20 protein-coding genes are annotated in these 24,897 nt (G+C 68.9%); 7 read left to right on the forward strand and 13 right to left on the reverse strand.

Annotated elements, in window-relative coordinates; genetic code table 11:
* The first annotated feature begins 125 nt into the window (after positions 1–125).
* The 5 genes from ACWPN7_RS21580 to ACWPN7_RS21600 all read left to right on the forward strand — a co-directional run bounded on the left by ACWPN7_RS21580 (position 126) and on the right by ACWPN7_RS21600 (position 6,383).
* Positions 126–863 carry a protein phosphatase CheZ gene (locus ACWPN7_RS21580; protein WP_038526475.1) on the forward strand — a complete coding sequence of 246 codons (738 nt, stop codon included), beginning with the start codon at positions 126–128 and terminating at the stop codon, positions 861–863.
* 128 nt (positions 864–991) lie between these two features.
* A complete protein-coding gene (locus ACWPN7_RS21585; RefSeq protein WP_103039218.1) occupies positions 992–1,810 on the forward strand; it encodes an outer membrane protein assembly factor BamD in 819 nt (272 codons plus the stop codon).
* A gap of 8 nt (positions 1,811–1,818) precedes the next feature.
* Positions 1,819–3,489, forward strand: a complete 1,671-nt coding sequence (recN, locus tag ACWPN7_RS21590; protein WP_456524230.1) for a DNA repair protein RecN — start codon at positions 1,819–1,821, stop codon at positions 3,487–3,489.
* A gap of 284 nt (positions 3,490–3,773) precedes the next feature.
* Positions 3,774–5,597 carry a carbohydrate-binding domain-containing protein gene (locus ACWPN7_RS21595; RefSeq protein ID WP_459195936.1) on the forward strand — a complete coding sequence of 608 codons (1,824 nt, stop codon included), beginning with the start codon at positions 3,774–3,776 and terminating at the stop codon, positions 5,595–5,597.
* A 111-nt stretch (positions 5,598–5,708) separates the two neighbouring features.
* Positions 5,709–6,383, forward strand: coding sequence for a hypothetical protein (locus ACWPN7_RS21600; RefSeq protein WP_451992633.1), 675 nt, complete (start codon positions 5,709–5,711; stop codon positions 6,381–6,383).
* A gap of 72 nt (positions 6,384–6,455) precedes the next feature.
* Here ACWPN7_RS21600 and ACWPN7_RS21605 read toward each other — a convergent pair whose 3' ends face one another.
* Both ACWPN7_RS21605 and ACWPN7_RS21610 read right to left on the reverse strand, forming a co-directional pair.
* Positions 6,456–7,826: a protoglobin domain-containing protein gene (locus ACWPN7_RS21605; RefSeq protein ID WP_459195935.1), complete on the reverse strand. Its 1,371-nt coding sequence runs from the start codon at positions 7,824–7,826 to the stop codon at positions 6,456–6,458.
* 381 nt (positions 7,827–8,207) lie between these two features.
* On the reverse strand, positions 8,208–8,750 hold the full coding sequence (locus tag ACWPN7_RS21610) for a hypothetical protein (RefSeq protein ID WP_459195934.1): 543 nt from the start codon (positions 8,748–8,750) through the stop codon (positions 8,208–8,210).
* A gap of 231 nt (positions 8,751–8,981) precedes the next feature.
* Here ACWPN7_RS21610 and ligA point away from each other — a divergent pair, with 231 nt between their 5' ends.
* Positions 8,982–11,369: an NAD-dependent DNA ligase LigA gene (gene ligA / locus ACWPN7_RS21615; RefSeq protein WP_103039217.1), complete on the forward strand. Its 2,388-nt coding sequence runs from the start codon at positions 8,982–8,984 to the stop codon at positions 11,367–11,369.
* 108 nt (positions 11,370–11,477) lie between these two features.
* Positions 11,478–11,876 (forward strand): bacteriohemerythrin, encoded by a 399-nt coding sequence (locus ACWPN7_RS21620; protein WP_038526494.1) that lies wholly within the window; start codon positions 11,478–11,480, stop codon positions 11,874–11,876.
* Positions 11,877–12,155: 279 nt separating this feature from the next.
* On the opposite strand, the gene lpxC is transcribed toward ACWPN7_RS21620, so the two are convergent.
* The 11 genes from lpxC to murD form a co-directional block, all read right to left on the reverse strand.
* Complete coding sequence (gene lpxC, locus ACWPN7_RS21625; RefSeq protein WP_051657765.1) at positions 12,156–13,100, reverse strand: UDP-3-O-acyl-N-acetylglucosamine deacetylase; 945 nt, start codon at positions 13,098–13,100, stop codon at positions 12,156–12,158.
* 358 nt (positions 13,101–13,458) lie between these two features.
* Positions 13,459–15,231, reverse strand: a complete 1,773-nt coding sequence (gene ftsZ, locus ACWPN7_RS21630) for a cell division protein FtsZ (protein ID WP_103039216.1) — start codon at positions 15,229–15,231, stop codon at positions 13,459–13,461.
* A gap of 126 nt (positions 15,232–15,357) precedes the next feature.
* Positions 15,358–16,620: a cell division protein FtsA gene (ftsA, locus tag ACWPN7_RS21635; protein WP_038530575.1), complete on the reverse strand. Its 1,263-nt coding sequence runs from the start codon at positions 16,618–16,620 to the stop codon at positions 15,358–15,360.
* Positions 16,621–16,702: 82 nt separating this feature from the next.
* Positions 16,703–17,665: a cell division protein FtsQ/DivIB gene (locus tag ACWPN7_RS21640; protein WP_459195933.1), complete on the reverse strand. Its 963-nt coding sequence runs from the start codon at positions 17,663–17,665 to the stop codon at positions 16,703–16,705.
* Positions 17,650–18,600: a D-alanine--D-alanine ligase gene (locus ACWPN7_RS21645; protein WP_137139126.1), complete on the reverse strand. Its 951-nt coding sequence runs from the start codon at positions 18,598–18,600 to the stop codon at positions 17,650–17,652. Before ACWPN7_RS21645 ends, ACWPN7_RS21640 begins: the two co-directional genes overlap by 16 nt.
* Positions 18,597–19,523 (reverse strand): UDP-N-acetylmuramate dehydrogenase, encoded by a 927-nt coding sequence (gene murB, locus ACWPN7_RS21650; RefSeq protein WP_451992625.1) that lies wholly within the window; start codon positions 19,521–19,523, stop codon positions 18,597–18,599. The genes ACWPN7_RS21645 and murB overlap by 4 nt, the downstream gene beginning before the upstream one ends.
* 11 nt (positions 19,524–19,534) lie before the next feature.
* Positions 19,535–20,950: a UDP-N-acetylmuramate--L-alanine ligase gene (murC, locus tag ACWPN7_RS21655; RefSeq protein WP_014241223.1), complete on the reverse strand. Its 1,416-nt coding sequence runs from the start codon at positions 20,948–20,950 to the stop codon at positions 19,535–19,537.
* Between the two features lie 7 nt (positions 20,951–20,957).
* Positions 20,958–21,224 (reverse strand): hypothetical protein, encoded by a 267-nt coding sequence (locus ACWPN7_RS21660; RefSeq protein WP_014241222.1) that lies wholly within the window; start codon positions 21,222–21,224, stop codon positions 20,958–20,960.
* Entirely contained in the window at positions 21,221–22,360 is a 1,140-nt protein-coding gene (murG, locus tag ACWPN7_RS21665; RefSeq protein WP_456530120.1) for an undecaprenyldiphospho-muramoylpentapeptide beta-N-acetylglucosaminyltransferase, read from the reverse strand. The genes ACWPN7_RS21660 and murG overlap by 4 nt, the downstream gene beginning before the upstream one ends.
* A gap of 5 nt (positions 22,361–22,365) precedes the next feature.
* Positions 22,366–23,487, reverse strand: coding sequence for a putative lipid II flippase FtsW (gene ftsW, locus ACWPN7_RS21670; RefSeq protein ID WP_173400344.1), 1,122 nt, complete (start codon positions 23,485–23,487; stop codon positions 22,366–22,368).
* A complete protein-coding gene (murD, locus tag ACWPN7_RS21675) occupies positions 23,487–24,890 on the reverse strand; it encodes a UDP-N-acetylmuramoyl-L-alanine--D-glutamate ligase (protein ID WP_459195932.1) in 1,404 nt (467 codons plus the stop codon). The genes ftsW and murD overlap by 1 nt, the downstream gene beginning before the upstream one ends.
* Positions 24,891–24,897 lie beyond the last annotated feature (7 nt).

Here is a 24,897-nt window from a genome sequence, read left to right on the forward strand (position 1 = left end):
ACATGCAGTTTGCTATGACGATCGTCGCCCGCCGGGCCGATGCCGGCCTTGGCGGGCAGTCCTGACCAGACGGGCCGGCGTGCGCGGATGCCCCGGACGTCCCTTCGGAAAGAGGCGCAGCCCGCATGAAGAATCTCTCGAAACCCTTCATGGCGGAGCTTCAAAAGGCCCGCCGGACCGGCAATCCCTATCAGGCGGTGGTGGATGACGCCTCCGCCCTGGCGCCGGCGCTGGCGTCGCTGCCGTCCGGCCCGGTCACGGTGGACAACAGCGACGTCATCCGCGCCATCAGCGACCTCGGCGCGAAGCTCGACCGCTTCCTGACCATGGACGCCCAGCAGATCGACCAGATCCAGGTCGAGATCGCCGACATCTCGGGCCGCATCAAGGCCACCAAGGTGGAGATGGCGGCGATCCGCCACCCGCTGGCCGGCGACGACAAGTTCGTGCAGGCGTCGCAGGAACTGAACGCCGTCGTCTCGGCGACGGAGGCCGCGACCAACACCATCATGGCCTGCGCCGAGGAGTTGGAGGAGGTCGTTCACGAGCTGAAGTCGTCGCTGCCGGAGGGCTACCACGCCGACCGCGTCAACGACATGAACGACGTGATCGTCCGCATCTACGAGGCCTGCAACTTCCAGGATTTGACCGGCCAGCGCATCACCAAGGTCGTCCGCGCCCTGTCCTTCATCGAAGAGCGCGTCGACGCGATGATGAGCCACTGGAACAAGCGCGAGTTCGAGGCGATGCCGCTGCCGCCCACCGTCACCAAGATGGACGAGACGCTGGAGCTGCACGGCCCGGCCGACCATCAGGAGATGGGCAACATCAGCCAAGCCGACATCGACGCGCTGTTCGGCTGATCGCCGTCCATTCCGGGTGTCCGTCCGCGTCATGGCGGCGAGGTTCGAAATTTGTTCGCCGAAGCGGCTTGCCGCCCCCGCGCCCCGGCGTGCTATATAGGGCCAACTTCGAAAGCATCGCGACGACCATGCCCTGCCGTTTTTCCCGTCTGCCGCTTGCGGCCCTCCTCCTGGCTTCCGCCCTGACCGCCTGCTCCTCGACCAAAACCGAGGACCAGTATGTCGAGCGTCCGGCCGAGCAGATCTACCAAGAGGCCGACGCCGCCATGCGGGAGGAGCGGTTCAAGGTGGCCGCCAAGCTCTATGACGAGGTGGAGCGCCAGCACCCCTATTCCGAATGGGCGGGCAAGGCGCAGATCATGGCGGCCTACGCCCATTACCAGGATCTGAAGTACGACGACGCGATCCTGGCGCTCGACCGCTACATCCAGCTTCATCCGGGCAGCCCCGACGTCGCCTACGCCTACTACATGCGGGCGCTGTCCTATTACGAGCAGATCACCGACGTCCGCCGCGACCAGCGTATGACCCGTCTGGCGCTCGACGCGCTGTCGGAGGTCGTGCGCCGCTTCCCGGACAGCCAGTACGCCCGCGACGCCAAGATCAAGATCGACCTGACCAACGACCATCTCGCCGGCAAGGAGATGGAGGTCGGGCGCTTCTATCTGAAGCAGGGTCAGTACACCGCCGCCATCGGCCGGTTCCGCACGGTGATTGAAAACTACCAGACCACCTCCCACGTCCCTGAGGCGCTGCACCGGTTGGTGGAGTGCTATCTGGCGCTGGGAATCACGGACGAGGCGAAGACCGCCGCCGCCGTGCTCGGCCACAACTTCCCCGGCAGCGAATGGTACACGGACAGCTACGCACTGCTGGTGGACGCCAACGTGCGTCCGGAGCGAAACGAGAAGTCCTGGATCAGCAGAGCCTGGAGCTCCCTGTTCTAGGACGATCCATGCTGGCGTCGCTGACGATCCGGGACGTCGTCCTGATCGAACGGCTGGGGCTGGGCTTCCGCAAGGGGCTGTGCGTCCTCACCGGCGAGACCGGTGCGGGCAAGTCGATCCTGCTCGACGCGCTGGGATTGGCGCTCGGTGCGCGGGCCGATTCGGGCCTCGTCCGCCACGGCGCCGATCAGGCGTCGGTGACGGCGGAGTTCGACCTGTCCGGCGACCACCCGGCGCTCGCCATCCTTAGGGAGCAGGGGCTCGACCCCGAGGAGCGGCTGGTCGTCCGCCGCACCGTCAGCGCCGACGGGCGCAGCCGCGCCTGGGTCAACGATCAGGCGGTCGGCGTCGGCCTGCTGAAGCGGCTGGGCGAGGAGCTGGTCGAGGTCCATGGCCAGTTCGACACCCACGGCCTGCTGAATCCGCAAACCCACCGCGGCGTGCTGGACGCCTACGCCGGGCTGCCCGGCCACGCTGCCCAGGTCGCCGCCGCCCACCGGGCGTGGAGGCAGGTCGAGGACGCGCGCGCCAACGCCGCCGCCGAGATCGCCCGCGCCCGCTCGGAGGAGGAGTATCTCCGCCACGCCGTGGCCGAGCTGGATGCCCTCGCCCCCAAGGCTGGCGAGGAGGAGGATCTGGCCGAGACCCGCGCCGTGCTGATGCACCGGGAAAAGCTGGTCGACGCCCTGAACGCCGCCTATGGGGAGCTGTCGGGCGACCGCGGGGTGGAGCGCGCCCTGTCCTCGGCCATCCGCACGCTGAGCCGCATCGCCGACAAGGCCGCCGGCAAGCTCGATCCGGTCATTGCCGCTCTGGACCGCGCCGCGACCGAGGCAGGGGAGGCCATTGCCGGTCTCCAGGCCGTGTCTTCCGACGTGGACATGGACCCGCAGGCACTGGAGAAGCTGGAGGAGCGGCTGTTCGCCTTGCGCGCCGCCGCCCGCAAGCACGGGGTGGACGTGGACGCGCTGGCCCCCCTGCGCAAGGACATGGCCGACCGGCTGCTGCTGATCGAGGATCAGGGCGATCTGCTGGCCCGCCTCGCCCGTGAGGCCGAGGTCGCCCGTGACGCCTACCGCAAGGCCGCCGAGTCGCTGAGCCGGGAGCGCCAGCAGGCCGCCGGGCGCCTGGACGCCGCCGTTGCCACGGAACTCGCTCCGCTGAAGCTGGAGAAGGCGAAGTTCCGCACGCTGGTCGAGCCGCTGGCCGACGAGTCGGACTGGACGGCGTCGGGCATGGACCGCGTGGCCTTCCAGGTCGCCACCAACCCCGGCTCGCCTCCCGGCGCGCTGAACAAGATCGCGTCGGGCGGTGAGCTGGCGCGCTTCATGCTGGCGCTGAAGGTGGTGCTGGCCCAGACCTCGACCGTCGGCACGCTGGTGTTCGACGAGGTGGACACCGGCATCGGCGGCGCCGTCGCCGCCGCGGTGGGCGAGCGTCTGAAGACGCTCGGGCAGGGGCTTCAGGTGCTCGTGGTCACCCACAGCCCGCAGGTCGCCGCCCGCGGCTCCATCCACCTCAAGGTGCAGAAGTCGGTGAAGGGCGAGCAGGTGACGACCGGCGTGGTCGAGCTGGACGGCGACGACCGTCGCGAGGAGATCGCCCGCATGCTGTCCGGCGCCACCGTCACCGCCGAGGCCCGCGCCGCCGCCGACAGCCTGATCGCCGGGCGGGGGTAGCGCGGTACCATGATCCCGGCGAGCGGATGAATGGGCTTTCCCTGTTCATCCGCTCGCCGGAGCGCCCGACCGGGCGCCGCGCCCAAGATGGAATTTGGCTTGGCGCGAAAAGCCTGCGTGGCGTTTGAACGCAATACGTCAAGCCAAGTCCTTGGCTTGACGGTATCAGGTCACAGCAATCGCCCGCAGCGGTCATACGGCGGCCACAGCAAAACACGCATAGTCCAGCCCTGCGCGTCCGGTAACCGGGCGCCGTTCGCCCAAGAACGAACAAGGTTGGCAAGATGTCGAACAGCTCCGCTTCCGCCGGCAACGTCGTCGTGATCGACAGTGGCCTGTCCTCCGCCTGGAACACGGGCCGGCTGGTCTACCAGCATGACTTCTACGGAAACGACAACGACGTCATGGTCGCCAACGCGAACACGCACGGCGCCCTGGTCACCGCGGAAATCCTGGAGAACGCGCCCGACGTCGGCATCATCGCGCTGAAGGTCATGCCCGACGACGGCAGCGGCGCCAGCGAGGCCAACATCGAGAAGGCCCTGCAGTGGGTCGTCGCCAACGCCGACGCCTACAACATCACGGCGGTGAACCTGTCGCTGGGCGGCGGCGCGCAGACGACCGCGGCCACCACCTCGATCTCCGACGAGCTGGCCGCTCTGGCCGCCAAGCGCGTGCTGACCGTGGCCGCCGCCGGCAACAGCGGCGACGGCGGGGTGTCGCAGAGCGTGTCCAGCTACTCGGCCGACGTGAACCAGATCTGCGTGTCGGCCTCGACCGGCGACGGCGCCTTCCCGTCCTGGGCGCAGCGCAGCCCGTCCCTGACCGACGTCTGCGCCGATGGCACCGACGTGCGGATTACCAATCTGTCGGGCGTCACCTACACGGCCAACGGCTCCTCTTTCGCCGCTCCGGCGGTCACCGCGGCGGTGGCGAAAGCGCAGCAGGCCTGGGTGGAACAGACCGGCACCCGGCTGACCCAGGACGAGTTCCTCGACCTCGCCCGCAGCACCGGCAAGGCCATGGGCACCGCCGGCTATTTCGAGCTGGACACCGATGCCCTGCTCGCCAAGATCGCCCAGTCCGCTCCGGTCTCCACGGCGCAGAGCGCCACGACGATCACCGTCAACGCCTCCGGCGCCCCGGCCGGCGGGGTGAACGCCCATTTCAAGCTGCTGGTGGACGGCAAGACGGTGGGGCAGGCCACGGTGGATTCGGCGGCGAAGGACTACAGCTTCACCACGAACCTGACCGCCGACCAGGCGCACAAGGTCCAGGTCCAGTACGACAACGACGGCTTCGTGAACGGCCAGGACCGCAACCTGTTCGTCAACAAGGTCACCATCAACGGCACCGCCCACAGCCCGACCGCCGCCAACGTCACCTATGACAAGGGCGCTCTCGATGGCAAGGATGTGGTCAAGGGCCAGTCGTCCATGTGGTGGGGCGGCACGCTGGTGGTCGATGCTCCGGCCAAGGATTTCCCAGTCCAGACGGCGCCCGCCAACACGACCATCACGGTCAACGCCTCCGGTGCTGCGGCGGGTGGGGTGAACGCCCACTTCAACCTGCTGGTCGACGGCCACAAGGTCGGCGAGGGCTTGGCCGGCACGGCGGCCAAGGACTTCACCTTCGCCACCAACCTGACCGCCGATCAGGCGCACAAGGTCCAGGTCCAGTACGACAACGACGCCGTGGTGAACGGGCAGGACCGCTCGCTGTTCGTCAACAAGGTCACCATCAACGGCCACGCCGTCGCCCCCACGGCGTCGAACGTCACCTACGACAAGGGCGCGCTCGACGGGAAGGATGTGGTCAAGGGGCAGGCCGGCCTGTGGTGGAACGGCACGCTGGTCGTCGACGCCGACAAGTCCTGGTTCCCCTCCGCCACCGGGACGGGCGCCGTGGCGTCGGCCCTCTCCCACTCCACAGACGGGCAGGACACCGTGTGGCAGCATCTCGTCGCGCAGGGGTTGGAGGCGGCCCCATCGCATGGGGATCATGCGGCGTCGCTGTACGAGGCCGTGCCGTCGATGGACGCCTACGCCCACGCCGCGGCTCTGGCGGAGCATCACCCCGACCCGCTGCATCCGCTCGACATGGTTTGAGGGCGGTCGCCTCTTCACGAAGGTCCGCTCCGCTTCGTCCTTTCCGGAGGTGTTCGGCCGGTGCGCGCCTTCGCGGGCGCCGGCGGCACCGCTGCCGATCGAGGAGGAGCGATGCCCAGGGAAAAATTCATCGGGAACGACAGCCATCACGACATGGCGTGCCATGTCTTCGCCCTGTCCGGCGATCCCGAGACGGCCGTCGAAATCAACACACGCTACGCCAGGCTGGGCGATCTTCTCTACGGGGTGGAGGACGTCCCGGTCGACGACAACGTCGCCAATGGGCTGACGGCGGTCACCAACAACGACATCTGGAAATGTCCGGGACCCGATCAGCCTGCGGCGCAGGTCGCGCCGTCCAGCCTGATTCTGTTGTGCCGGGAGTTCGGGTTCACGCCGCAGGAAGGCAGCGGCATCCGTCTGTGGGGTCGCTTTCTTCCGGGGCAAGTGCTGCCGCAGCACATGTATGTGACCACGCCCAACGGCATGATCTGGGACACCATGCCGGAAATGCCCGTCTACCGCCGCATCGACAAGGACGGACGGAATCCGGGGGCCGAGGGTGACGGACCCGACGGGCAGGACATCATGCTGGCCCCCGACGAGGTCTTCAGCATCGAGGTGGCGTCCCTGGCCCCGAAAACCCGGGAGGTCATCGAAACCCCCAACGGCCAGTGGGAAAAGGACGTCGAGGACGCCGACGCAGGTCAGGCCGGGCTGGACGGGCTTGGAGCCGGCGGCGATTTCATCGGCGACGAGGACGAGAACGCCCTGGGCGATTCCTGATCCCCGACGGCTTGCCGTCTCCGATTTCCGCCTCCGATCCCCGCGCCCCCTATCCCCCTGCCGATGGTCCGGTCACGCCGCCACGCGCAGGGACATCATGTGCGACAGGAACTTGTCCAGCGCGGCACGCAGCTCCTCCGCCGTCCCGGTCAGCCGGGCGGTGGTGTGGAAGGCGTCCTCGACCGACGTCATGACCGACCGCGCGCCGTCGGCGAGGTGCCCGGCCTCGTCGGACATGCGTTCCGCGGACTGGCTGGCCTCGTGGATGTTCTGGGCGATTTCCCGGGTCGCCTCGTTCTGCTGGCCCATGATGGACAGCACGTCCTGCGAATGGGCGCGCAGCGCCCCGACCACCGTGCCGATCCCGGCGATCTCGTCGCGGGTCCGCCCGGTCGCGCCGTCGATTTCCTGAAGCAGGCGGGTGATGTCCTCCGTCGCTCCGGCGGTCTGCTTGGCGAGCACCTTCACCTCCGCCGCCACCACGGAAAAGCCGCGCCCGGCCTCGCCGGCGCGGGCCGCTTCGATGGTGGCGTTCAAAGCCAGAAGGTTGGTCTGGTTGGCGATGGCGTTGATCAGCTTCAGCGTCCCGCCGATCCGCCCGGCGATCCCGGCCAGCGCGGTGACCGCGTCGGTGGAGCGCTGGGTGGCGGCCTGGGCCTCGTTGACGATGGAGAAGGCGCTTTCCATGCGCGACACCACGCTGTGGTTGGTGGCGGTCAACTCCTCGGCGGCGGCGGCGATGGCCCGGGCGTTGCTGGCGGTGCCGGACACCGCGCCGGTCAGATGCTCCGTGCGCACGCCGGTGTCCTGGGCAATGCCGCGCACCGCGCCGGTCGCCGCGTTGACCGCCGCCGCCGACTGTCCGACGGTCTCGATGGCGCCCTGCACCGTGTCCCGGAAATTCTCCGCCAGCTCGACCAGCATCCGGTTGGTCATGGTCGTCACGGCGGTGCTGTAGGCGTCGAAGGACAGGTCGAGATCGAGGAAGATCGCGGTTTCCACCGCCCCCATGATCTTCATGGCGCGCGGCGCGTCGCGGCGGTGCCGCTCGCCGATCAGACCGCCCAGCCGCCCCATGACCAGCCGGTAGGCTCCGAAATACCAGCGCGGGTGCAGGCCGATGCGGTAATGCGCCTGACCCACTGCCTTCACGCGCGTCAGGTAGACATCGTCGAAGCTCCCGGAAAACAGGTATCGCCAGTGGTTGACCTGGGCTTCCTTCAACCGCTCGACGGATTTTCCATCCAGGATCTTCCGGAGTTCGGCAATGGCGAGAAGGTGGTCGTAGAAGTCTTTGAGAATGACGGGCAGGTGAGGCTCGGCGATGCTCCAGGCTTCCTTCAGAAGCGGTGCCGTCTCGCCGCCAATGCGCAGAAAGGAGAGGCGTTCCTGAATACCGCCTTGGTTGCCGCCTTGATTGCCGCCTTGATTGCCATTGTCCATGGTGTTGGTCTCTTTGTTCTTGGTTGGCAAGCGTTGAACTGCGGCGGGACCGGGGCTCCTCCCGGCTGATCGCCGCCCGGCTATCACCATGCAGGCATCATGGACATGACAATTTTAACGATTGGTTTCACACTCTATTGCAGCTCTGTAAAATATTAAACTTATCCAATTGTGAGAGATAAAAAGAGAAAATCACGGAAACAACATAATTTCAGACACCAACGCCTTGATGGCGGTCATAGGAAGTAAGGCGACAGATCAAGTCTCTGAAAAATTTCGCAAAGATGTGGCGCGCCAGAGCCGCTCTGCCCTCTGGAGATTCTCTGTCGGAACGTTTTAATACTCCGGTATGCGACAACCGGGCGCAGGCCTATGCCAGTCTCAGGCGGCGCGCTTCCAGGGCTGCCAGCCGCCCAGGCGAAGCCCGACCGCGATGCCCGTGAAGGGAATGCGCAACTCCAGGTCGCGGGGCTGGAAGAAGGTCAGGCGCTCCGGTGCGCCGGTAGGGCCGTATTCCAGGCGGGCGCCCTTCGGCTCCTCGGCGAACTCGTCGCTCATCACCTGCCAGATCTCGAGGTCGTCGCCGTGGTTGGAGATCTTGTACTGGCCGCAGCGCCAGACCAGGGACTCGCCCACGCCGCCCTCGACCACCGTCTTGTCGCCGTCCATCTTCACGTCGCCCACGCCGGCGGCGCGGCCCGACATGGACGGTCCCTGGCTTTCCGCGCGGAAGCCCAGCCGCAGCCAGGGGGAGCGGGTGCGCGGAATCATGCGGCGCAGCAGGCGCGCGTCCTCCGTCGCGAAATGGTCGGGATCGTCGTACAGGATGCGGTCAAGCGCCGCGGCGATGACGAATCGATCGTCGATGGTCAGGCTGCCTGCAGTCAGGTTGCCGGCGGTCGCACGGCTGGTCGGCTCGGTCATACAGCACATCCGTTCACGGGCGCCGGCTCATCATACACGCAACCCTCGCGCCCCCGCAGCTTTCTAGGTCTGCTCAATCTCGGCGGTTTCAAGGTTGGTGCGGACGGGGCCGAATGCCAGACCGGCTCAAGGCCGGACTCCACGGCACGCCCCCGCGGCGCTATGCTGCGCCCCCGGCGGCGCCCGCCGATCCAGCGCCGTCCACACGAGAAGGCACCGAAGAGACCCGCCATGAACGACCTGTTCGATACCCCCGCCGCGCTCCGCAGCATCCCCGTGGAGGAGCTGACGGTGGAGCAGGCGCAGGCGGAACTGGCCGCGCTGGCCCAGGAGATCGCCCACCACGACCGGCTCTATCACCAGCAGGACAAGCCGGAGATTTCCGACGCCGCCTACGATGCGCTGGTCCGCCGCAACAACGGGATCGAGGCGCGCTATCCGGAGCTGCGCCGGGCCGATTCGCCGTCGCTGCGTGTCGGGGCCGCCCCGTCGTCGGCCTTCCGCAAGGTGCGGCACGCGCTGCCCATGCTGTCGCTCGGCAACGCCTTCGAGCCGGAGGAGGCGCACGAGTTCGTCGCCCGCGTCCGCCGCTTTCTCGGCCTGTCCGACGACGCCCCGCTGGAGTTCGTGGCCGAACCGAAGATCGACGGGCTGTCCTGCTCGCTCCGCTACGAGAACGGCCGGCTGGTCCTGGCCGCCACCCGTGGCGACGGGACGGAGGGCGAGGACGTGACCGCCAACGTCCGCACCATCAAGGACGTGCCGCAGACCCTGGAGGCGCCCTATCCCGCGGTGCTGGAGGTGCGCGGCGAGGTCTACATGAACCGCGACGACTTCCTGGCGATGAACCGCGCCTACGCGGAGCGGGGGGAAGACCTGTTCGCCAACCCGCGCAACGCCGCCGCCGGGTCGCTGCGCCAGAAGGACTCGAAGATCACCGCGTCGCGCCCGCTCTGCTTCTTCGGCTACGCGCTGGGCGAGCTGTCGGAGCCGATCGCCGACACCCAATGGGGCATCCGCGAACGGTTGCGCGGCTGGGGCTTCTCGCTGAACCGCCCGGCCAACCTGTGCAACGGCGCCGAGGCCCTGCTGACCCATTACCGCAAGATCGGCGAGGAGCGCTCGGCGCTGCCCTTCGACATCGACGGGGTGGTCTACAAGGTCAACAGCCTGGAGCTTCAGCAGCGGCTGGGCTTCGTCAGCCGGGCGCCGCGCTGGGCCATCGCCCACAAGTTCCCGGCCGAGCAGGCGCAGACCCGGCTGAAGGGCATCACCATCCAGGTCGGCCGCACCGGCGCCCTGACCCCGGTGGCCGAGTTGGAGGACATCACCGTCGGCGGCGTGGTGGTCAGCCGCGCCACCCTGCACAACGAGGACGAGATCGCCCGCAAGGACGTCCGCATCGGCGATCTGGTGACCGTCCAGCGGGCCGGCGACGTGATTCCGCAGATCGTCGGGGTGGTGGAGGGGCAGCGCCCCGACGACGCCGTGCCCTACGTCTTCCCCGACCATTGCCCGGTCTGCGGCAGCCTCGCCGTGCGCGAGCCGGACGAGGCGGTGCGCCGCTGCACCGGCGGGCTGATCTGCGCCGCCCAGGCCAAGGAGCGGCTGCGCCATTTCGTGTCGCGCAACGCCTTCGACATCGAAGGGCTGGGCGAGAAGACCATCGAGGAGTTCTGGGAGGACGGGCTGATCCGCTCCCCCGTGGACATCTTCACGCTGGAGCGCCGGGTGGAGGCGGGCGAGATCGCCATCCTCGGCCGTCCGGGCTGGAAGGAGAAGTCGGTCGAGAACCTGTTCGCCGCCATCAACCAGCGGCGCGAGCGCATTGATCTGCACCGCTTCATCTTCGCGCTGGGCATCCGCCACATCGGCGAGGTGACGGCCAAGTCGCTGGCCCGCCAGTACGGCTCGATCGACGGCTGGCTGGAGGGGATGGAGCGGGCCGTCGCCAACATGCCGGGCGACGCGTGGCGCGATCTGCACGCCCTCAACGGCCTCGGCCCGGTGAAGGCCGACGCTTTGCTCGCTTGGTTCGCCGACCCGGAGAACCTGCCGAAGCTAGACTTCTACGCCGGCCAGGAGGCGCTGCGGCTGGACAGCGTCATCAAGCTGCTGGGCATCAAGAAGGTGGACAGCCGCGCCGCCCAGGCTCTGGCCGAACGCTACGGCACGCTGGCCGACTGGAAGGCGGCGATGCTCGCCGCCGTGGCCGCGCAGCCCGGTCCCGGCTGGGGCGAGCTGGTCGCCATCCCGGACGTGGGCGAGGTCGCCGCGGAGGAATTGGCCGGCTTCTTCCAGGAGGAGCGCAACCGCGCCATCATCGATGACCTGCGCGCCGCGGGCGTGCGGGTGGCCGATGCCGAGCGCCCGAAGGCGGCCAGCGGCTCCCCGGTCGCCGGCAAGACGGTGGTCTTCACCGGCACGCTGGAGACCATGACCCGCACCGAGGCCAAGACCCGCGCGGAGTCGCTGGGCGCCAAGGTCGCCGGCTCGGTCTCGGCCAAGACCGACTACGTCATCTGCGGGGCGGACGCGGGCAGCAAGGCCGCCAAGGCGCGCGACCTGGGCGTGACCATCCTCAGCGAGCAGGAGTGGGCCGAGCTGATCGCCGGCTGACCGGGGCTGAAAGGGAGGGTCGGCGCGGCTGTGTGCCGCGTTGACGCCCCTCGCCGCCAGTTCCATAAAGGGTCAAGCACCATAAGAAGAATGAGACGGGGGATCGCTATGGACTCCATTCAATGGTCGCGCTGGATGAGCGTCGGCATCGAAGAACTCGATGACGACCACCGCGTTCTCGTGGACATCGTCAACAAGCTGGGTGCGGACGAAAACCGCGCCTCTCCTGACGTCGTCGAAGCGATCCTCGACGAACTGATCCACTACACCAAGGATCATTTCGCACGCGAAGAAGCGCACATGGCGCAGGCCAATTACCCGACCTTCGCCGCGCACAAGGCCTTGCACGACACCCTGACGCGCAATGTGGAATCCTACCGCGAGCGCTTCCACGCCCAGCGCGACACCATCACGGGCGACGCGGTGTTCGAATTCTGCGCCGACTGGCTGGGCCAGCACATCCTGAAGGAAGACACCCGTTTCGGCGCCTACGCCGCGGAGCAGTGAATTGTTTCATTTCCCCTCTCCCGAGGCAGGAGAGGGGACTTCGACGGCGTCAGCTCAGACGAAGTCTCAAAAACACCGTATAAAATATTGATATAATTCAATATCTCTGCAATTTCGGGGAAAACGGCGCAGAAATCATGTCCTTCCACTCCCGGAAGGGGAGGGGAGTGCGCGCGCGACTCGCTTCGCGCGAATCCGAGAGGGGAGGGGGGTGCGCAAAACGAAAATGCCCTCCCCAGAAGGGGAGGGCAGGGGCAACGCGGCGCTGTGAGGCGCGTATCAGGCGACGGCCAGCCGCTCGGTCGCGTGCCAGACGGCGCCCGGCAGCGCCGTGCTCGGCGGGGTTTCGTAGCACCAGGCGCTGGCGTCGGCGAACAGCGCGTGCAGGAGCTGGTTGTTCAGGGCGTGGCCGGACCGGACGCCGTGGAAGTGACCGACGAACATCGCGCCGGCCAGATAGAGGTCGCCGACCGCGTCCAGGATCTTGTGGCGCACGAACTCGTCGTCGAAGCGCAGGCCGCCTTCGTTCATCACCTCGTCACCGGAGATGACCACCGCGTTGTCCAGCGAGCCGCCGCGGGCGAGGCCCATCTTGCGCAGCCCCTCGACCTCGTGCAGGAAGCCGAAGGTGCGGGCGGCGCTGATCTCGTCGCGGAAGGTCTCGGCGTCCAGCTCCACCTCGTGGCTCTGCTGGGCGATGGCCTTGCTGGCGAAGTCGATCTCGAAGCTGAAGCCCGTCGTGTGGTCCGGCGTGAAGGTGGCGCTCTTGTTGCCCTCGGTCACGGTGACCGTCTTCAGGATGCGGATGGCCCGGCGCGGCGCGTTCTGCGACACGGTGCCGACGCGCTCGATGGCCTCCACGAAGGGGGCGGCGCTGCCGTCCATGATCGGCACCTCGATGTTGTCCAGCGCGACCACGGCGTTGTCCACGCCGCAGCCGGCCAGCGCCGACATCAGATGCTCGATGGTGCCGATGGTGGTGCCGTGGGCGTTGCCGATGACCGTGCACAGCTTGGTGTCGACGACATGATCCCAGCGCGCCGGGATCACCGCGGCGGGGCCGCTGAGATCGGTGCGCCGGAAGACGATGCCGGTGTTCGGCTCGGCCGGGGAAATCGTCAGGGTGACCGTCGCGCCCGTATGCAGCCCGACGCCCGAGCAACGCACCGGCTTCGCCAGGGTACGCTGCAGCATGCCTTCGGTCTTGATGCGATTCTGAGCCACGGTGTCTGTCCCGTTTCAATCTTGGTCTTGTGCGGCCGGTCCGCGAAGTGCCGCCGGTCTCCGTTGGGAGGGGGCGGGGCAGCGCTTATGACCGCATATGCTAGGTATCATTGGCCCCTATGGAGGACAAATCACTCTTTGTTACCGTTTGTTGCAGGGCGGTAGAGCACCGTCGCCGGACGCGAAACGGGCATCCCCCAGACACGAAAAGACCGCCCCCGGAGCGCTCTTGCGAAGCTCTGGAGGCGGTTGAAGTCAAACAGGTTGTGGATGCCCGCCGATGCCGCTTCGAAAGAGGCGGCGGCGACCGGCGGGTTGCTGTTGCCCTCAGATCAATTGGGCCAGCCTCTGTGACGCGTCAGTTGGCCTGACGGCGCAGGAAGGCGGGGATGTCCAGCGCTTCCTCGTCGATCTTCTGGGTGGTGCCGTCGCCCATCGCCTGCGGGCGCGGGGCCTGGGCCATCGGCGGTTGCGGGGCGGCCATCGGCGGCTGCGGCATCACCGGCTGCTGGTGCTGCGGCTGATGATGCTGCTGGGGCTGATGGTGATGCTGCGGCTGGTGCTGCGGGGCCGGCTGCGGCGCCGGGTCGGCCTTGCGGCCGGCCAGACCGGTGACCAGACCGAACAGGAAGTTCGGCTTGCGGGCCGGCGGCTCCGCCTGGGGGGCGTGGCTCGCCATCGGCGGGGCGTTCATCGGCTGGCGCGGGCCGGGGTCGGCGGCCTTCGGGGCGATGAAGTGGCCGTCGCGGCGCTCGCTGTGCAGCGGGCCGGTGGCGACGTTGCGGGCCGGAGCGGACTCCACCGGCTGCATGGCGTCATGGCTCATCGGCATGTGCGGGTGGGGAGCATGCTGCGGAGCGTGCTGGACCATCGGGTCCATGGGCTGCTGGACCGGCTGCGGCGTCGGCTGCTGCGGAACGTGCTGCTGGAACTCCGACGGGTGCGGCGGCTGAACCTGGGGCTGCGCGACTCCGCCCATCGGGCGCGGGGCCAGACCGGCGCCGGGGATCGCCGGGGCGACCTGACCGGGGGAGGCGAGCGGCGCCGGGGCGGCCTGGGTCAGGCCGGTCGCGCCGGCGGGCTTCTTGGCGCCGGCGTTGCCGCCATTGCGGTCGGAGACCAGCGACAGGTTGACCGGGTGCAGGGTGCGCGGGTTGGACATGGCCGCGGCGTCGATGCCGGTGGCGACCACCGACACGCGCATCACGCCGTCCAGCGAGCTGTCGAAGGTCGAGCCGAAGATGATGTTGGCGTCCGGATCGACCTCGTCGCGGACGCGGTTCGCCGCCTCGTCGACCTCGAACAGGGTCATGTCGTAGCCGCCGGTGATGTTGATGAGGACGCCGCGGGCACCCTTCATCGACACGTCGTCGAGCAGCGGGTTGGAGATGGCGGCCTCGGCGGCCTCGATGGCGCGGCGCTCGCCGCCGGCCTCGCCGGTGCCCATCATCGCCTTGCCCATCTCGGTCATCACCGAGCGGATGTCGGCGAAGTCCAGGTTGATGAGGCCGGGCATCACCATCAGGTCGGTCACGCCGCGCACGCCGGAATGCAGAACGTCGTCGGCCATCTTGAAGGCGTCCGCGAAGGTCGTCTTCTCGTTGGCGATGCGGAACAGGTTCTGGTTCGGGATGATGATCAGCGTGTCGACATACTGCTGCAGCTCGGCGATGCCGGATTCGGCCAGCCGCATGCGGTGCGCGCCCTCGAAATGGAAGGGCTTGGTCACCACGCCGACGGTCAGCAGGCCGCGCTCGCGGGCCGCGCGGGCGATGACCGGGGCCGCACCCGTGCCGGTGCCGCCGCCCATGCCGGCGGTGATGAACACCATGTTGGCGCCTTCGAGGTGACCGATGATCTCCTCGAGCTGCTCCTCGGCGGAGGCCCGGCCGACGTCCGGCTTGGAGCCGGCGCCCAGGCCGCGGGTCATGGTGGTGCCGAGCTGGACGCGCTTCTCGCAGAGCGAGCCCTTGAGGGCCTGCGCGTCGGTGTTGCCGACCACGAAGTCCACGCCTTCGAGGTTGGACTTGATCATGTTGTTCACGGCGTTGCCGCCGGCGCCGCCGACACCGAAGACGGTGATGCGGGGCTTCAGCTCGGGTTCGATGCTGGGGATGGTCACGTTGATCATGTTATGGCCTCCACAACCTTTTGATTGGTTCGATGCTTTGCGTCGCGGGTTCTTGCCCGGTTGGTTCCGGGGTGGATTTGTATGGCAGGAATGGCACGGCGTGCCGGGAGCCTTTTTGGGTTCGGTTCAAAGGTTCTCCCGCAGCCACAGGCCGACGCGCCCGAAGAACCCCGTGCCGGCGCCAGCCTCATGGCCCGCCACGGGAAGTTCCGCCGGATTGCGCACGGCGTGGAGAAGGAGGCCCGCGGCGGTCGAATAGGACGGACCGCCTTGCGCCTCGTTCAGACCGGTGATCCGCGTCGGTCGCCCGATGCGGACCTGTTTGTCCAGGATCAGCTGCGCCAGTTCGCGCATGCCCGGAAGCTGGCTGGCGCCGCCCGTCAGGACGACGCGCCGGCCGACCAGCTTCGCGTAGCCGGAATGCTCCAGCCGCGAGCGGACATGCTCGAAGATCTCCTCCAGCCGTGGCTGGATGATGCGCACCAGATAGGATTTCGGCAGGTTGTTGGCGCCGAGGCGCTCCTCCTCGCCGACCTGGGGGACGTCGATCATCTCGCGCTCGTCGGCGGGGCTGGTGATGGCACTGCCGTGCAGCGTCTTCATGCGCTCCGCATGGACGACCGGCGTGGTCAGCCCGCGCGCGATGTCGTTGGTGACGTGGTTGCCGCCCAGCCGGATGCAGTCCGACCAGACCAGCGTGCCTTCGGAGAAGACCGAGATCGTCGTGGTGCCGCCGCCCATGTCGATGCAGGCCGAGCCCATCTCCATCTCGTCATCGACCAGACAGGCGAGGCCGGACGCGTAGGGGCTGGCGACCAGACCCTCGATGTCGAGGTGGCAGCGGGCCACGCAGGTTTGCAGGTTGCGCACGGCCCCGGCGGGCGAGGTGATGACGTGGGCCTGGACGCCCAGCCGCTCGCCGTACATGCCCTTGGGATCGCGGATGCCGCGGCTGCCGTCGAGCGCGAAGCCGACGGGGATCGCGTGGACCAGCGCCTGGTCCGGGCCGACCTGCAGGCTGCGGGCGTGGGCCAGTGCGCGGCGGACGTCGCTCTCCGTCACCTCCTGGCCGGAAACGGGGACCTCGGCGTTGAAACCGTGGGAGATCGGGGACGACACGTTGACGATCACGTCGCGGATCGTCTCGTTGGCCATCTGCTCGGCGGCGTGGACGGCGGCGCCGATGGAGGTCTCCGCCGCCTCCATGTCGATGATGGCGCCGGCGCGAACCCCCGTGGCGATCTGGTGGCCGATCCCCACGATGCGCACGGCCCCCGCATCCTCGACGCGGGCGATGAGGCAGCACACCTTGGTCGAGCCGACGTCCAGCGCGGCGATGATCCCGCCGCGGGTGGCTCGTTTTGGCTTTTTCGCCCCGTTGAAGCCCATGTTCAGCACAACCCTATGGCCTCGATGCGTCCGGTCGTCCGCGTTTCAGAAAGAGGGGTTCAGGAAAAGGGATGAGGGAGGATCACGTCTTCTTGCCCGGCTTCTTCTTGTTCTCCTCCTCCGTCCAGGGCAGGACGGCGGTGGCGGAGGTCTGAAGCACGGCGCGGTCGTTCTGGCGCAGGTCGATGGCCACGATGTCGCGGTCCAGGACCTGACCCGTCGCGTCCATCTCCGCCAACTGGCGCAGCGCGGACGGCATGCGGGCTTCCGGAAGCTTCACCACGACACCGTTCTTCAGCTTGAGATCCCAGCGGCGGTCGCCGACCCAGGAGGCGGCGCTCACCTTTTCGCGCAGCGCCGGCACGTTGTCGAGGGCCGCGAGCAGCTTCGGCACCTGCATCGGCGCGTTGGCGCCGACGACCTGCGGCAGCGTCTCGATCCGCCGGTTGCCGCGGCGCGCCAGCTCGGTCGCGTCGGCCAGCGGGCGGCCTTCGCGGTCGATGACGGTGAACTTGCGGTCGTGCTGCCAGATCGCCATCGGCTGCCGTTCGGTCAGGCGGACGAACAGGATGCCGGGCAGGTGGCGCTCGATGGAGGCCGAGGCCACCCAGGGCAGGCTTTCCAGCTTCTCCCTGGCGTCGGACAGCGTGATGGCGAGGATCGGGTCGCCGCGCTGCACGCCGAGCACGCGCAGGATGGAGGCCGGGTCGGTCTCCGTCCGGCCCTCGACCAGCACATCGGCGATGGCGAAGCCGGCGGACGCGCTGGTCTGGATCAGGCTTTCCTGAAGCGCCGCCGTGGTCTCGGCGAAGGTGCCGCGCTGCCACGCCGACACGGCCATGCCGGCGACGACCAGGACGGGCGTCAGCAGGATGGCCGCCTTGACCGCGGGACGGGTCCAGCGCGGCCAGGCGCGGCGGCGGTTGCCTTTCTGCGCCGACTTCGCCATGGCGCGCGGCGGCACTGGCATGTCCTCGCGGCCCCGGTTCGCAGAGCCCCCGAAGCCGGCGCGGAACTGCGGATCGATGCTCAGTCGAGTTGACATGCGGCGTTCTCCACCATCCAAGCGACGAGAGCCCCGTAGGAGAGCCCCACGGCAGCGGCCTGTTCGGGAACCAGCGACAGCGGCGTCATGCCCGGCTGGTTGTTGATTTCCAGGAAAAAGAGCCCGTCGGTCCCACTTTTACGATCATCCCAGCGGAAGTCGCTGCGCGAAACGCCGCGGCACCCCAGGGTCCGGTGGGCCAGGACCGCCAACCTCTTGGCTTCTTCCGCGACATGCTCGGGAATCTGCGCGGGCACAGTATGAACGGCATGGCCCGCGCTGTATTTAGCCGTGTAGTCATACACCTGTGCTTCGAAGCGGATCTCCGTCACGGTCAGGGGGCGGCACTCGCCGTCCAGCCCGCCCATGACGCCCACGGTCAGCTCGCGGCCCGGGATGAACTCCTCGACCAGGGCGCGCTCGCCGAAGGTCCAGGCGTCGCCGACCGGGCTGTTCTGCCCCTCGCGCACCAGCGTGACCCCGACGGTCGAGCCTTCGTCCACCGGCTTGACGATGTAGGGGGCGGGCATCGGGTGGGCGCCGCCGGTCAGCTCGCCCTTGGTCAGGACGAGGCCCTTGGGCGAGCGCACGCCGACCGGGGCGAGCAGCGCCTTGGTCATCGCCTTGTCCATGGCGACCGCGGCGGCGCGCACGCCGGAATGGGTGTAGGGGATGCCGAGGAATTCCAGCACGCCCTGGATGGTCCCGTCCTCGCCGCCGCGCCCGTGCAGGGCGTTGAACACCGCGTCGGGGCGCGGGTCCGTCAGCGCGCGCAGCAACCCCTCCAGGTCGCGCTGCACGTCCACCGCGGTGACGCGGTAGCCTTCCTCCTCCAGCGCCTTGGCGACGCCGGCGCCGCTGACCAGCGACACCTCGCGCTCCGCCGACCAGCCGCCCATCAGGACGGCGACATGCTTCTTGTGGGGGGTGGTCATGCGGACGCTCCTTCGCGGGCCACGCCGACCCGCTTGATTTCCCACTCCAGCGTGACGCCGGAGGTCTCGAACACGCGGCGCCGGACCTCTTCGCCCAGCGCCTCCAGCTCCGCCGCGGTGGCGGTGCCCTGGTTGATGAGGAAGTTGCAGTGCTTCTCCGACACCTGCGCGCCGCCGACGGTCAGCCCGCGGCAGCCGGCTTGGTCGATCAGCTCCCACGCCTTGTGGCCGGGCGGGTTCTTGAAGGTCGAGCCGCCGGTGCGCGAGCGGACCGGCTGGGTGTCGGCGCGCTTGCCGGAAATCTCCGCCATGCGCTGCGCGATCTCCGCCGGGTCGCCGGCCGTGCCGCGCAGGGTGGCGCCGGTGAAGATGACGTCCTCCGGCACTCCGGCGTGGCGGTAGGTGAAGCCCATGCCGGCGTTGTCGTAGGACACGCGTTCGCCGCGGCGGGTCACGCCCTGGGCGGAGACCAGCACGTCCTTGATTTCGTGGCCGTAGGCGCCGCCGTTCATGCGCAGCGCGCCGCCGATGGTGCCGGGAATGCCCGACAGGAACTCCAGCCCGGCGACGCCGGCGTCGCGCGCCACGGCGGCGACGTTCAGGTCGAGCGCCGCGGCGCCGGCCTCCAGAGTCAGCCCGTCCGCCGCGATGCCGGCGAAGCCGCGGCCGAGCCGGATCACCACGCCGGGGATGCCGCCGTCGCGGATCAGCAGGTTGGACGCGACGCCCAGCACCGTCACCGGCACGTCGTCCGGCAGTTCGGCCAGGAAGCCCGCCAGATCGTCGGCGTCCTCCGGCCGGAACATGACCTCCGCCGGACCGCCGACGCGGAACCACGTCACGTTGGCCAGCGGTGCCGCGGCGGTCAGCCGTCCGCGGCAGGCGGGCATCCGGTCGATGAGGGAGGCGGTGGTGGCTGTCATCGGAGAACCCGTCACGCCTTGCCCGACAGCTTGTCCAGTTCACCCGGCAGGGCGTTGGCCCACTGGGTGATGTTGCCGGCGCCCAGGCAGACCACGAGGTCGCCGGACCGCGCGATCTCGCGGACCAGCTGCGGCAGCTCGTCCGGGCCGTGCAGGGCGAGCACCTGACGGTGGCCGTGCATGCGCAGGCCCTCGACAAGGCTGTCGCGGTTGACGTTCTCGATCGGCTGCTCCCCGGCGGCGTAGACGTCGGCCACGATCACCGCGTCGGCGTCGTTGAAGCAGGTGCAGAACTCCTCGAACAGGTTGGCGAGGCGCGAATAGCGGTGCGGCTGCACGACGGCGATGGTGCGGCCGGTGCCGGCGGTGCGCGCGGCCTTCAGGACGGCGGCGATCTCCACCGGGTGGTGGCCGTAATCGTCGATGACGGTGATGCCGTTCGACTCACCGGTCTTGGTGAAGCGGCGCTTGACGCCCTGGAACTTCGCCATGCTGTCGCGCATGACCACGTCGGGCAGGCCCATCTCGTTGCCCACGGCGAAGCAGGCCAGCGAGTTCTGGACGTTGTGCGGCCCGTACATCGGCAGGCGCACGCCGATGATCGTCCGGCTCTCCCCGGTGTGGCGGTCGTCGATCACCACGTCGTACTCGGCGCCCTCGGTGCCCAGCCGCATGTTCACGGCGCGCACGTCGGCCTGCGGGCTGAAGCCGTAGGTGATGATGCGGCGGTCCGACACGCGCGGGATCATCGCCTGCACCTCGGGATGGTCGATGCACAGCGCCGCGAAGCCGTAGAAGGGGATGTTCTGGACGAAGCTGTCGAAGGCGGCCCGCATGTTGTCGAAGGTGCCGTAATAGTCCAGATGCTCCGGGTCCATGTTGGTGACCACGGCGATGCAGGCCGGCAGCTTGATGAAGGTGCCGTCGCTCTCGTCCGCCTCGACGACCATCCAGTCGCCGGAGCCGAGCCGCGTGTTGGTGCCGTAGGCGTTGATGATGCCGCCGTTGATCACCGTGGGGTCGAGGTTGGCGTGCTCCAGCATGTTGCCGACCATCGAGGTCGTCGTGGTCTTGCCGTGGGTGCCGCCGATGGCGATGGCCCATTTCAGGCGCATCAGCTCGCCCAGCATCTCGGCGCGGCGGACGACCGGGACCAGGGCGGCGCGGGCGGCGACGACCTCCGGGTTGTCGCGCTTGACGGCGGAGGAGACGACGACGACCGCGGCCCCGGCGATGTTCTCCGCGCGGTGGCCGATGCTGATCTGGATGCCCAGCCCGCGCAGGCGCTTGACGTTGGCGCTCTCCGCCAGGTCGGAGCCCTGGACGGTGTAGCCGAGGTTGCGCAGCACTTCGGCGATGCCGCTCATGCCGATGCCGCCGATGCCGACGAAATGGATGGTGCCGATCGAGAGGGGGAGGGCGCGCATGTCTGGATTACTTTCCGCGGCGGAGCATCAGGCTGAGGGTGGCGTCCACGGCCATGTCGGACAGGCCGTAGGGAAGGGGCTGGGAACCGATCGTGACGTGCAGCCGGTCGCGCAGGAAGCCGGCGCCGGCACGCGGCAGCAGCGGGCAGTCGGGCCGGTTGCCCCAGGCGCCTTCGGTCCGCGTCATGGCCGCCGGCCAGTCGCCCAGGGGCCGGGACAAGGGGGGCCGGGACGAGCGGGGGCGTGCGATGGTGCTGCGCGTTGCCTTGTTCATTCCGCGGCTTCCTTGGTTCGGGCGTGGTTGGGGTTGGCGATCATGTCGAGCACGGCGTCGGCCAGCCGGCGCGCGGCGTCGGCCATGCCCCAGCCGTGGGCGGCCTGCGCCGCTGCGGTCAGCGCATCGGGCGACTCCAGCAGCGCCGTCAGGCGGGCGGCGAGCGCGTCGGCGGTGAAGTCCGGCTGCGCCATCACCCAGGCGGCCCCGGCGGCGGCGAGCTGCCGCGCGTTGGCCGTCTGGTGGTCGTCCATGGCATGGGGATATGGCACAAGAATGGCCGGGCGCCCGATGCAGGTCAGTTCGGCGATGGTCGAGGCGCCGGCCCGCGTGATGGCGAGATGGCAGGCGGCCAGCCGGTCCGGCACGTCGCGGAAGAAGCTCTCCAGCTCCAGCCCGCCGAGACCCATGCCGGCGTAAGCGTTGCGGGCGGCCTCCAGGTCCTCGGGCCGGCACTGCTGCGCCAGATGAATGCGGGCGCGCAGTTCGGTGGGCAGGCGGTCCAGCGCTTCGGGGATGACCTCTGAGAAGACGCGCGCGCCCTGGCTGCCGCCCATCACCAGGATGCGGACGGGGCCGCCGGGGGCGGGAACGGCGTAGGCGGCGTCGCGCTGGGCGGCGATGGCGGGGCGGACCGGGTTGCCGGTGCGGACGAGGCGCGGCCGGTGCTCCTCCTTTACCGAGGCGACCTTGGGGAAAGCGACGGCGATGCGGCGGGCGGCGGCGGCGAGCATCCGGTTGGCGCGGCCGAGCACGGCGTTCTGCTCGTGCAGCATCACCGGCACGCGGCCCTGCGCGGCGGCGTAGACCGTGGGGACGGAGGGGTAGCCGCCGAAGCCGACGACCGCCGCCGGCTTCAGGTGGCGCATCAGCGCGTTGGCGCCGAGCAGGCCGAGGCCCATCTGCCACGCCGCGTTCACCTTGGCCAGCAGGTTGCCGCCGGGGGCGGCGGAGCGGATGCGGTGGACCGTCACCTCCGGCAGGCTGTCGCCGAAGGCTTGGCCGCGCTTGTCGGTGACCAGCGCCACCGCCTCGCCGCGGGCCAGCAGCTCGCGCGCCAGCGCTTCCGCCGGGAAAAAGTGCCCGCCGGTGCCGCCGGCGGCGAGGATGATGGGGCGTTGCGTGGTGTCGGCCATCGTCGTCACTCCGCCGGGCCGAAGCGCTTGCGGGTCAGCGCCAGCACCATCCCCATGCCGAAGCCCAGCGCCAGCAGCGAGGAGCCGCCGTAGGAGATGAAGGGCAGCGTCATGCCCTTGGTCGGCATCAGATGCAGGGCGGAGCCCATGTTGATCGCCGCCTGCAGGCCGAACTGGATCAGCAGGCCGCTCGCCGCCAGCAGCACGAAGTAGTTGGTGTCGTTGAACACCCGCGCGAAGCCGCGCAGCACGATGAAGGCGAACAGGATGATGATGATCAGGCAGAAGATCAGCCCCATCTCCTCGCCGGCGACGGCGAAGATGAAGTCGGCGTGGCTGTCCGGCAGCGAATACTTCACCGTTCCCTGGCCGGGGCCGGTGCCCATCAGTCCGCCGTTGGCGAAGGCCTCCAGCGAACGGCTGACCTGATAGGTGTCGCCGCTCGACGGGTCGAGGAAGCGGTTGATGCGGCTGTGGACGTGCGGCAGCGTGAAATAGGCGCCGACGAGGCCGGCGACGCCCAGCACACCCAGGCCGCCGACCAGCATGATGTTCAGCCCGGCCAGGAAGAACTGCGAGAACCACACCGCCGACACCACCACCGTCATGCCCAGGTCGGGCTGGAGCAGCAGGCCGCCGACGGTGAGGCCGTAGAGCAGGATCGACAGGATCGTGCCGGGAAAACCGGGGTTGGTGCGCGACAGCGAGAACAGCCACGCCCCGACCACCGCGAAGGCCGGCTTCACGAACTCCGACGGCTGGATCGACAGGCCGGGGATGTGAATCCAGCGCCGCGCGCCCTTGATCTCGACGCCGACGACCAGCGTCGCGTAGACCAGCGCCACCGAAATCAGGAAGACCGCCAGCGCCGCCCGCCGCACGCCGCGTGGGCTGAGCAGCGAGACGCCGCACATGATGGCGACGCTGGGGATCAGCATCATCAGATGGCGTTCGACGAAGTAGAAGGTGTCCTGGATGCCGATGCGCTCCGCCACTGGCGGGCTGGCCGCGGTGATCAGGACCGTGCCGAGCGCCATCAGCACCGCCAGCGCGGCGAGCTGCCAGCGGTCGACCGTCCACCACCAGCGGCCGAAGATGGATTGGTCGGTGCGGTCGAAGGTCATCATCAGGCGCGGTCCCCCGGAACGGCGTTGCCTTCGAGGCGGATCACGGCGTCGGCGAAGGCCTCGCCGCGCTTCTCGAAATTCGCGAACTGGTCCCAGGAGGCGCAGGCCGGCGACAGCAGCACGCAGGCGCCGGGCAGCGCTTCGGCCAGCGCCAGCTCAGCCGCGGCGTTGACCGCCACGTCCAGCGTGCCGCAGCGGGTGTGCGGGACCTTGTTGGCCTCCAGCCACGCGGCGAAACGGTCCGACGCCTCGCCGATCAGGAAGGCGTGGCGGACGCGCGGTGCGTAGGCCTCCAGCCCGTCCAGACCGGTCTCCTTCGCCTGACCACCGAGGATCCAGTAGATCGGGTCGAAGGTCGCCAGCGCCTTCTCCGTCGCGTCGGCGTTGGTCGCCTTGCTGTCGTTGACGAAGCGCACGCCGTCGATGGTCCGCACCAACTGCTGGCGGTGGGCGAGGCCGGGGAAGGTGGTCATGGCGGCGACGATGGCCGGGGTGGGCACGCCCGCCGTCTTGCAGGCCGCGAAGGCCGCGGCGGCGTTCTGCCAGTTGTGCGTGCCGAGCAGCGCCGGGAAGGCGGCCAGCTCGACCACGCGCTCCGCGGCGCCGAAGGTGTCGTCGACCAGCCAGCCGTCCGCGGCGTAGACGCCGCCGGGCACCGGGCCCAGGGCGGAGACCGGCCAGATCACCTGGTCGCCCTTGGCCTTCAGCTCCTCCCAGATCGCCCGGCAAATCGGGTCGTCCACGCCGATCACCGCGGTGCGCGGCTTGGTCTGGCGGTGGAAGATGAGTTTCTTTGCCGCGACGTAGCCGTCCATGCCGCCGTGCCGGGCCAGATGGTCCGGCGTGATGTTGAGCAGCACCGCCACGTCGAAGGTGATCGAGTAGGTCAGCTCGAGCTGGTAGCTCGACATCTCCAGAACGTAGCTGCCGCCGGCCCCCACGGAGGGAAAGGTCAGCGCCGGGGTGCCCAGGTTGCCGCCGACCGCGATGCGCCGCCCGGCGGCTTCCATCACATGACCGATCAGGGTCGTGGTGGTGGACTTCCCGTTGGTGCCGGTGATGCCGATGTAGGCCGAATCGCGCTCCGACCGGGCCAGCAGCTCGATGTCGCAGACCAGCTCGATGTTCGCGGCACGGGCGCGCAGGGCGACCGGATGCGGCTTCGGGTGGGTGTGCGGGATGCCCGGCGACCAGACGATGGTGGTCAGCTCGGTCAGGTCCGCGGTGGTCAGGTCGACGACCTTGTAGCCCTTGCTCAGCGCGTCCGCGCGGCTGGACTCGTTGTCGTCCCACACCCACACGTCGGCGCCACTCTGGGTCAGCGCCTCCGCCGTGGCGAGGCCCGACTTGCCCAGCCCCATGACCGCCACCGGCAGTCCTTCCATGTAGAACAGGTTGATCATCGGGCGG

Source organism: Azospirillum sp. UENF 312511 (assembly GCF_058780635.1).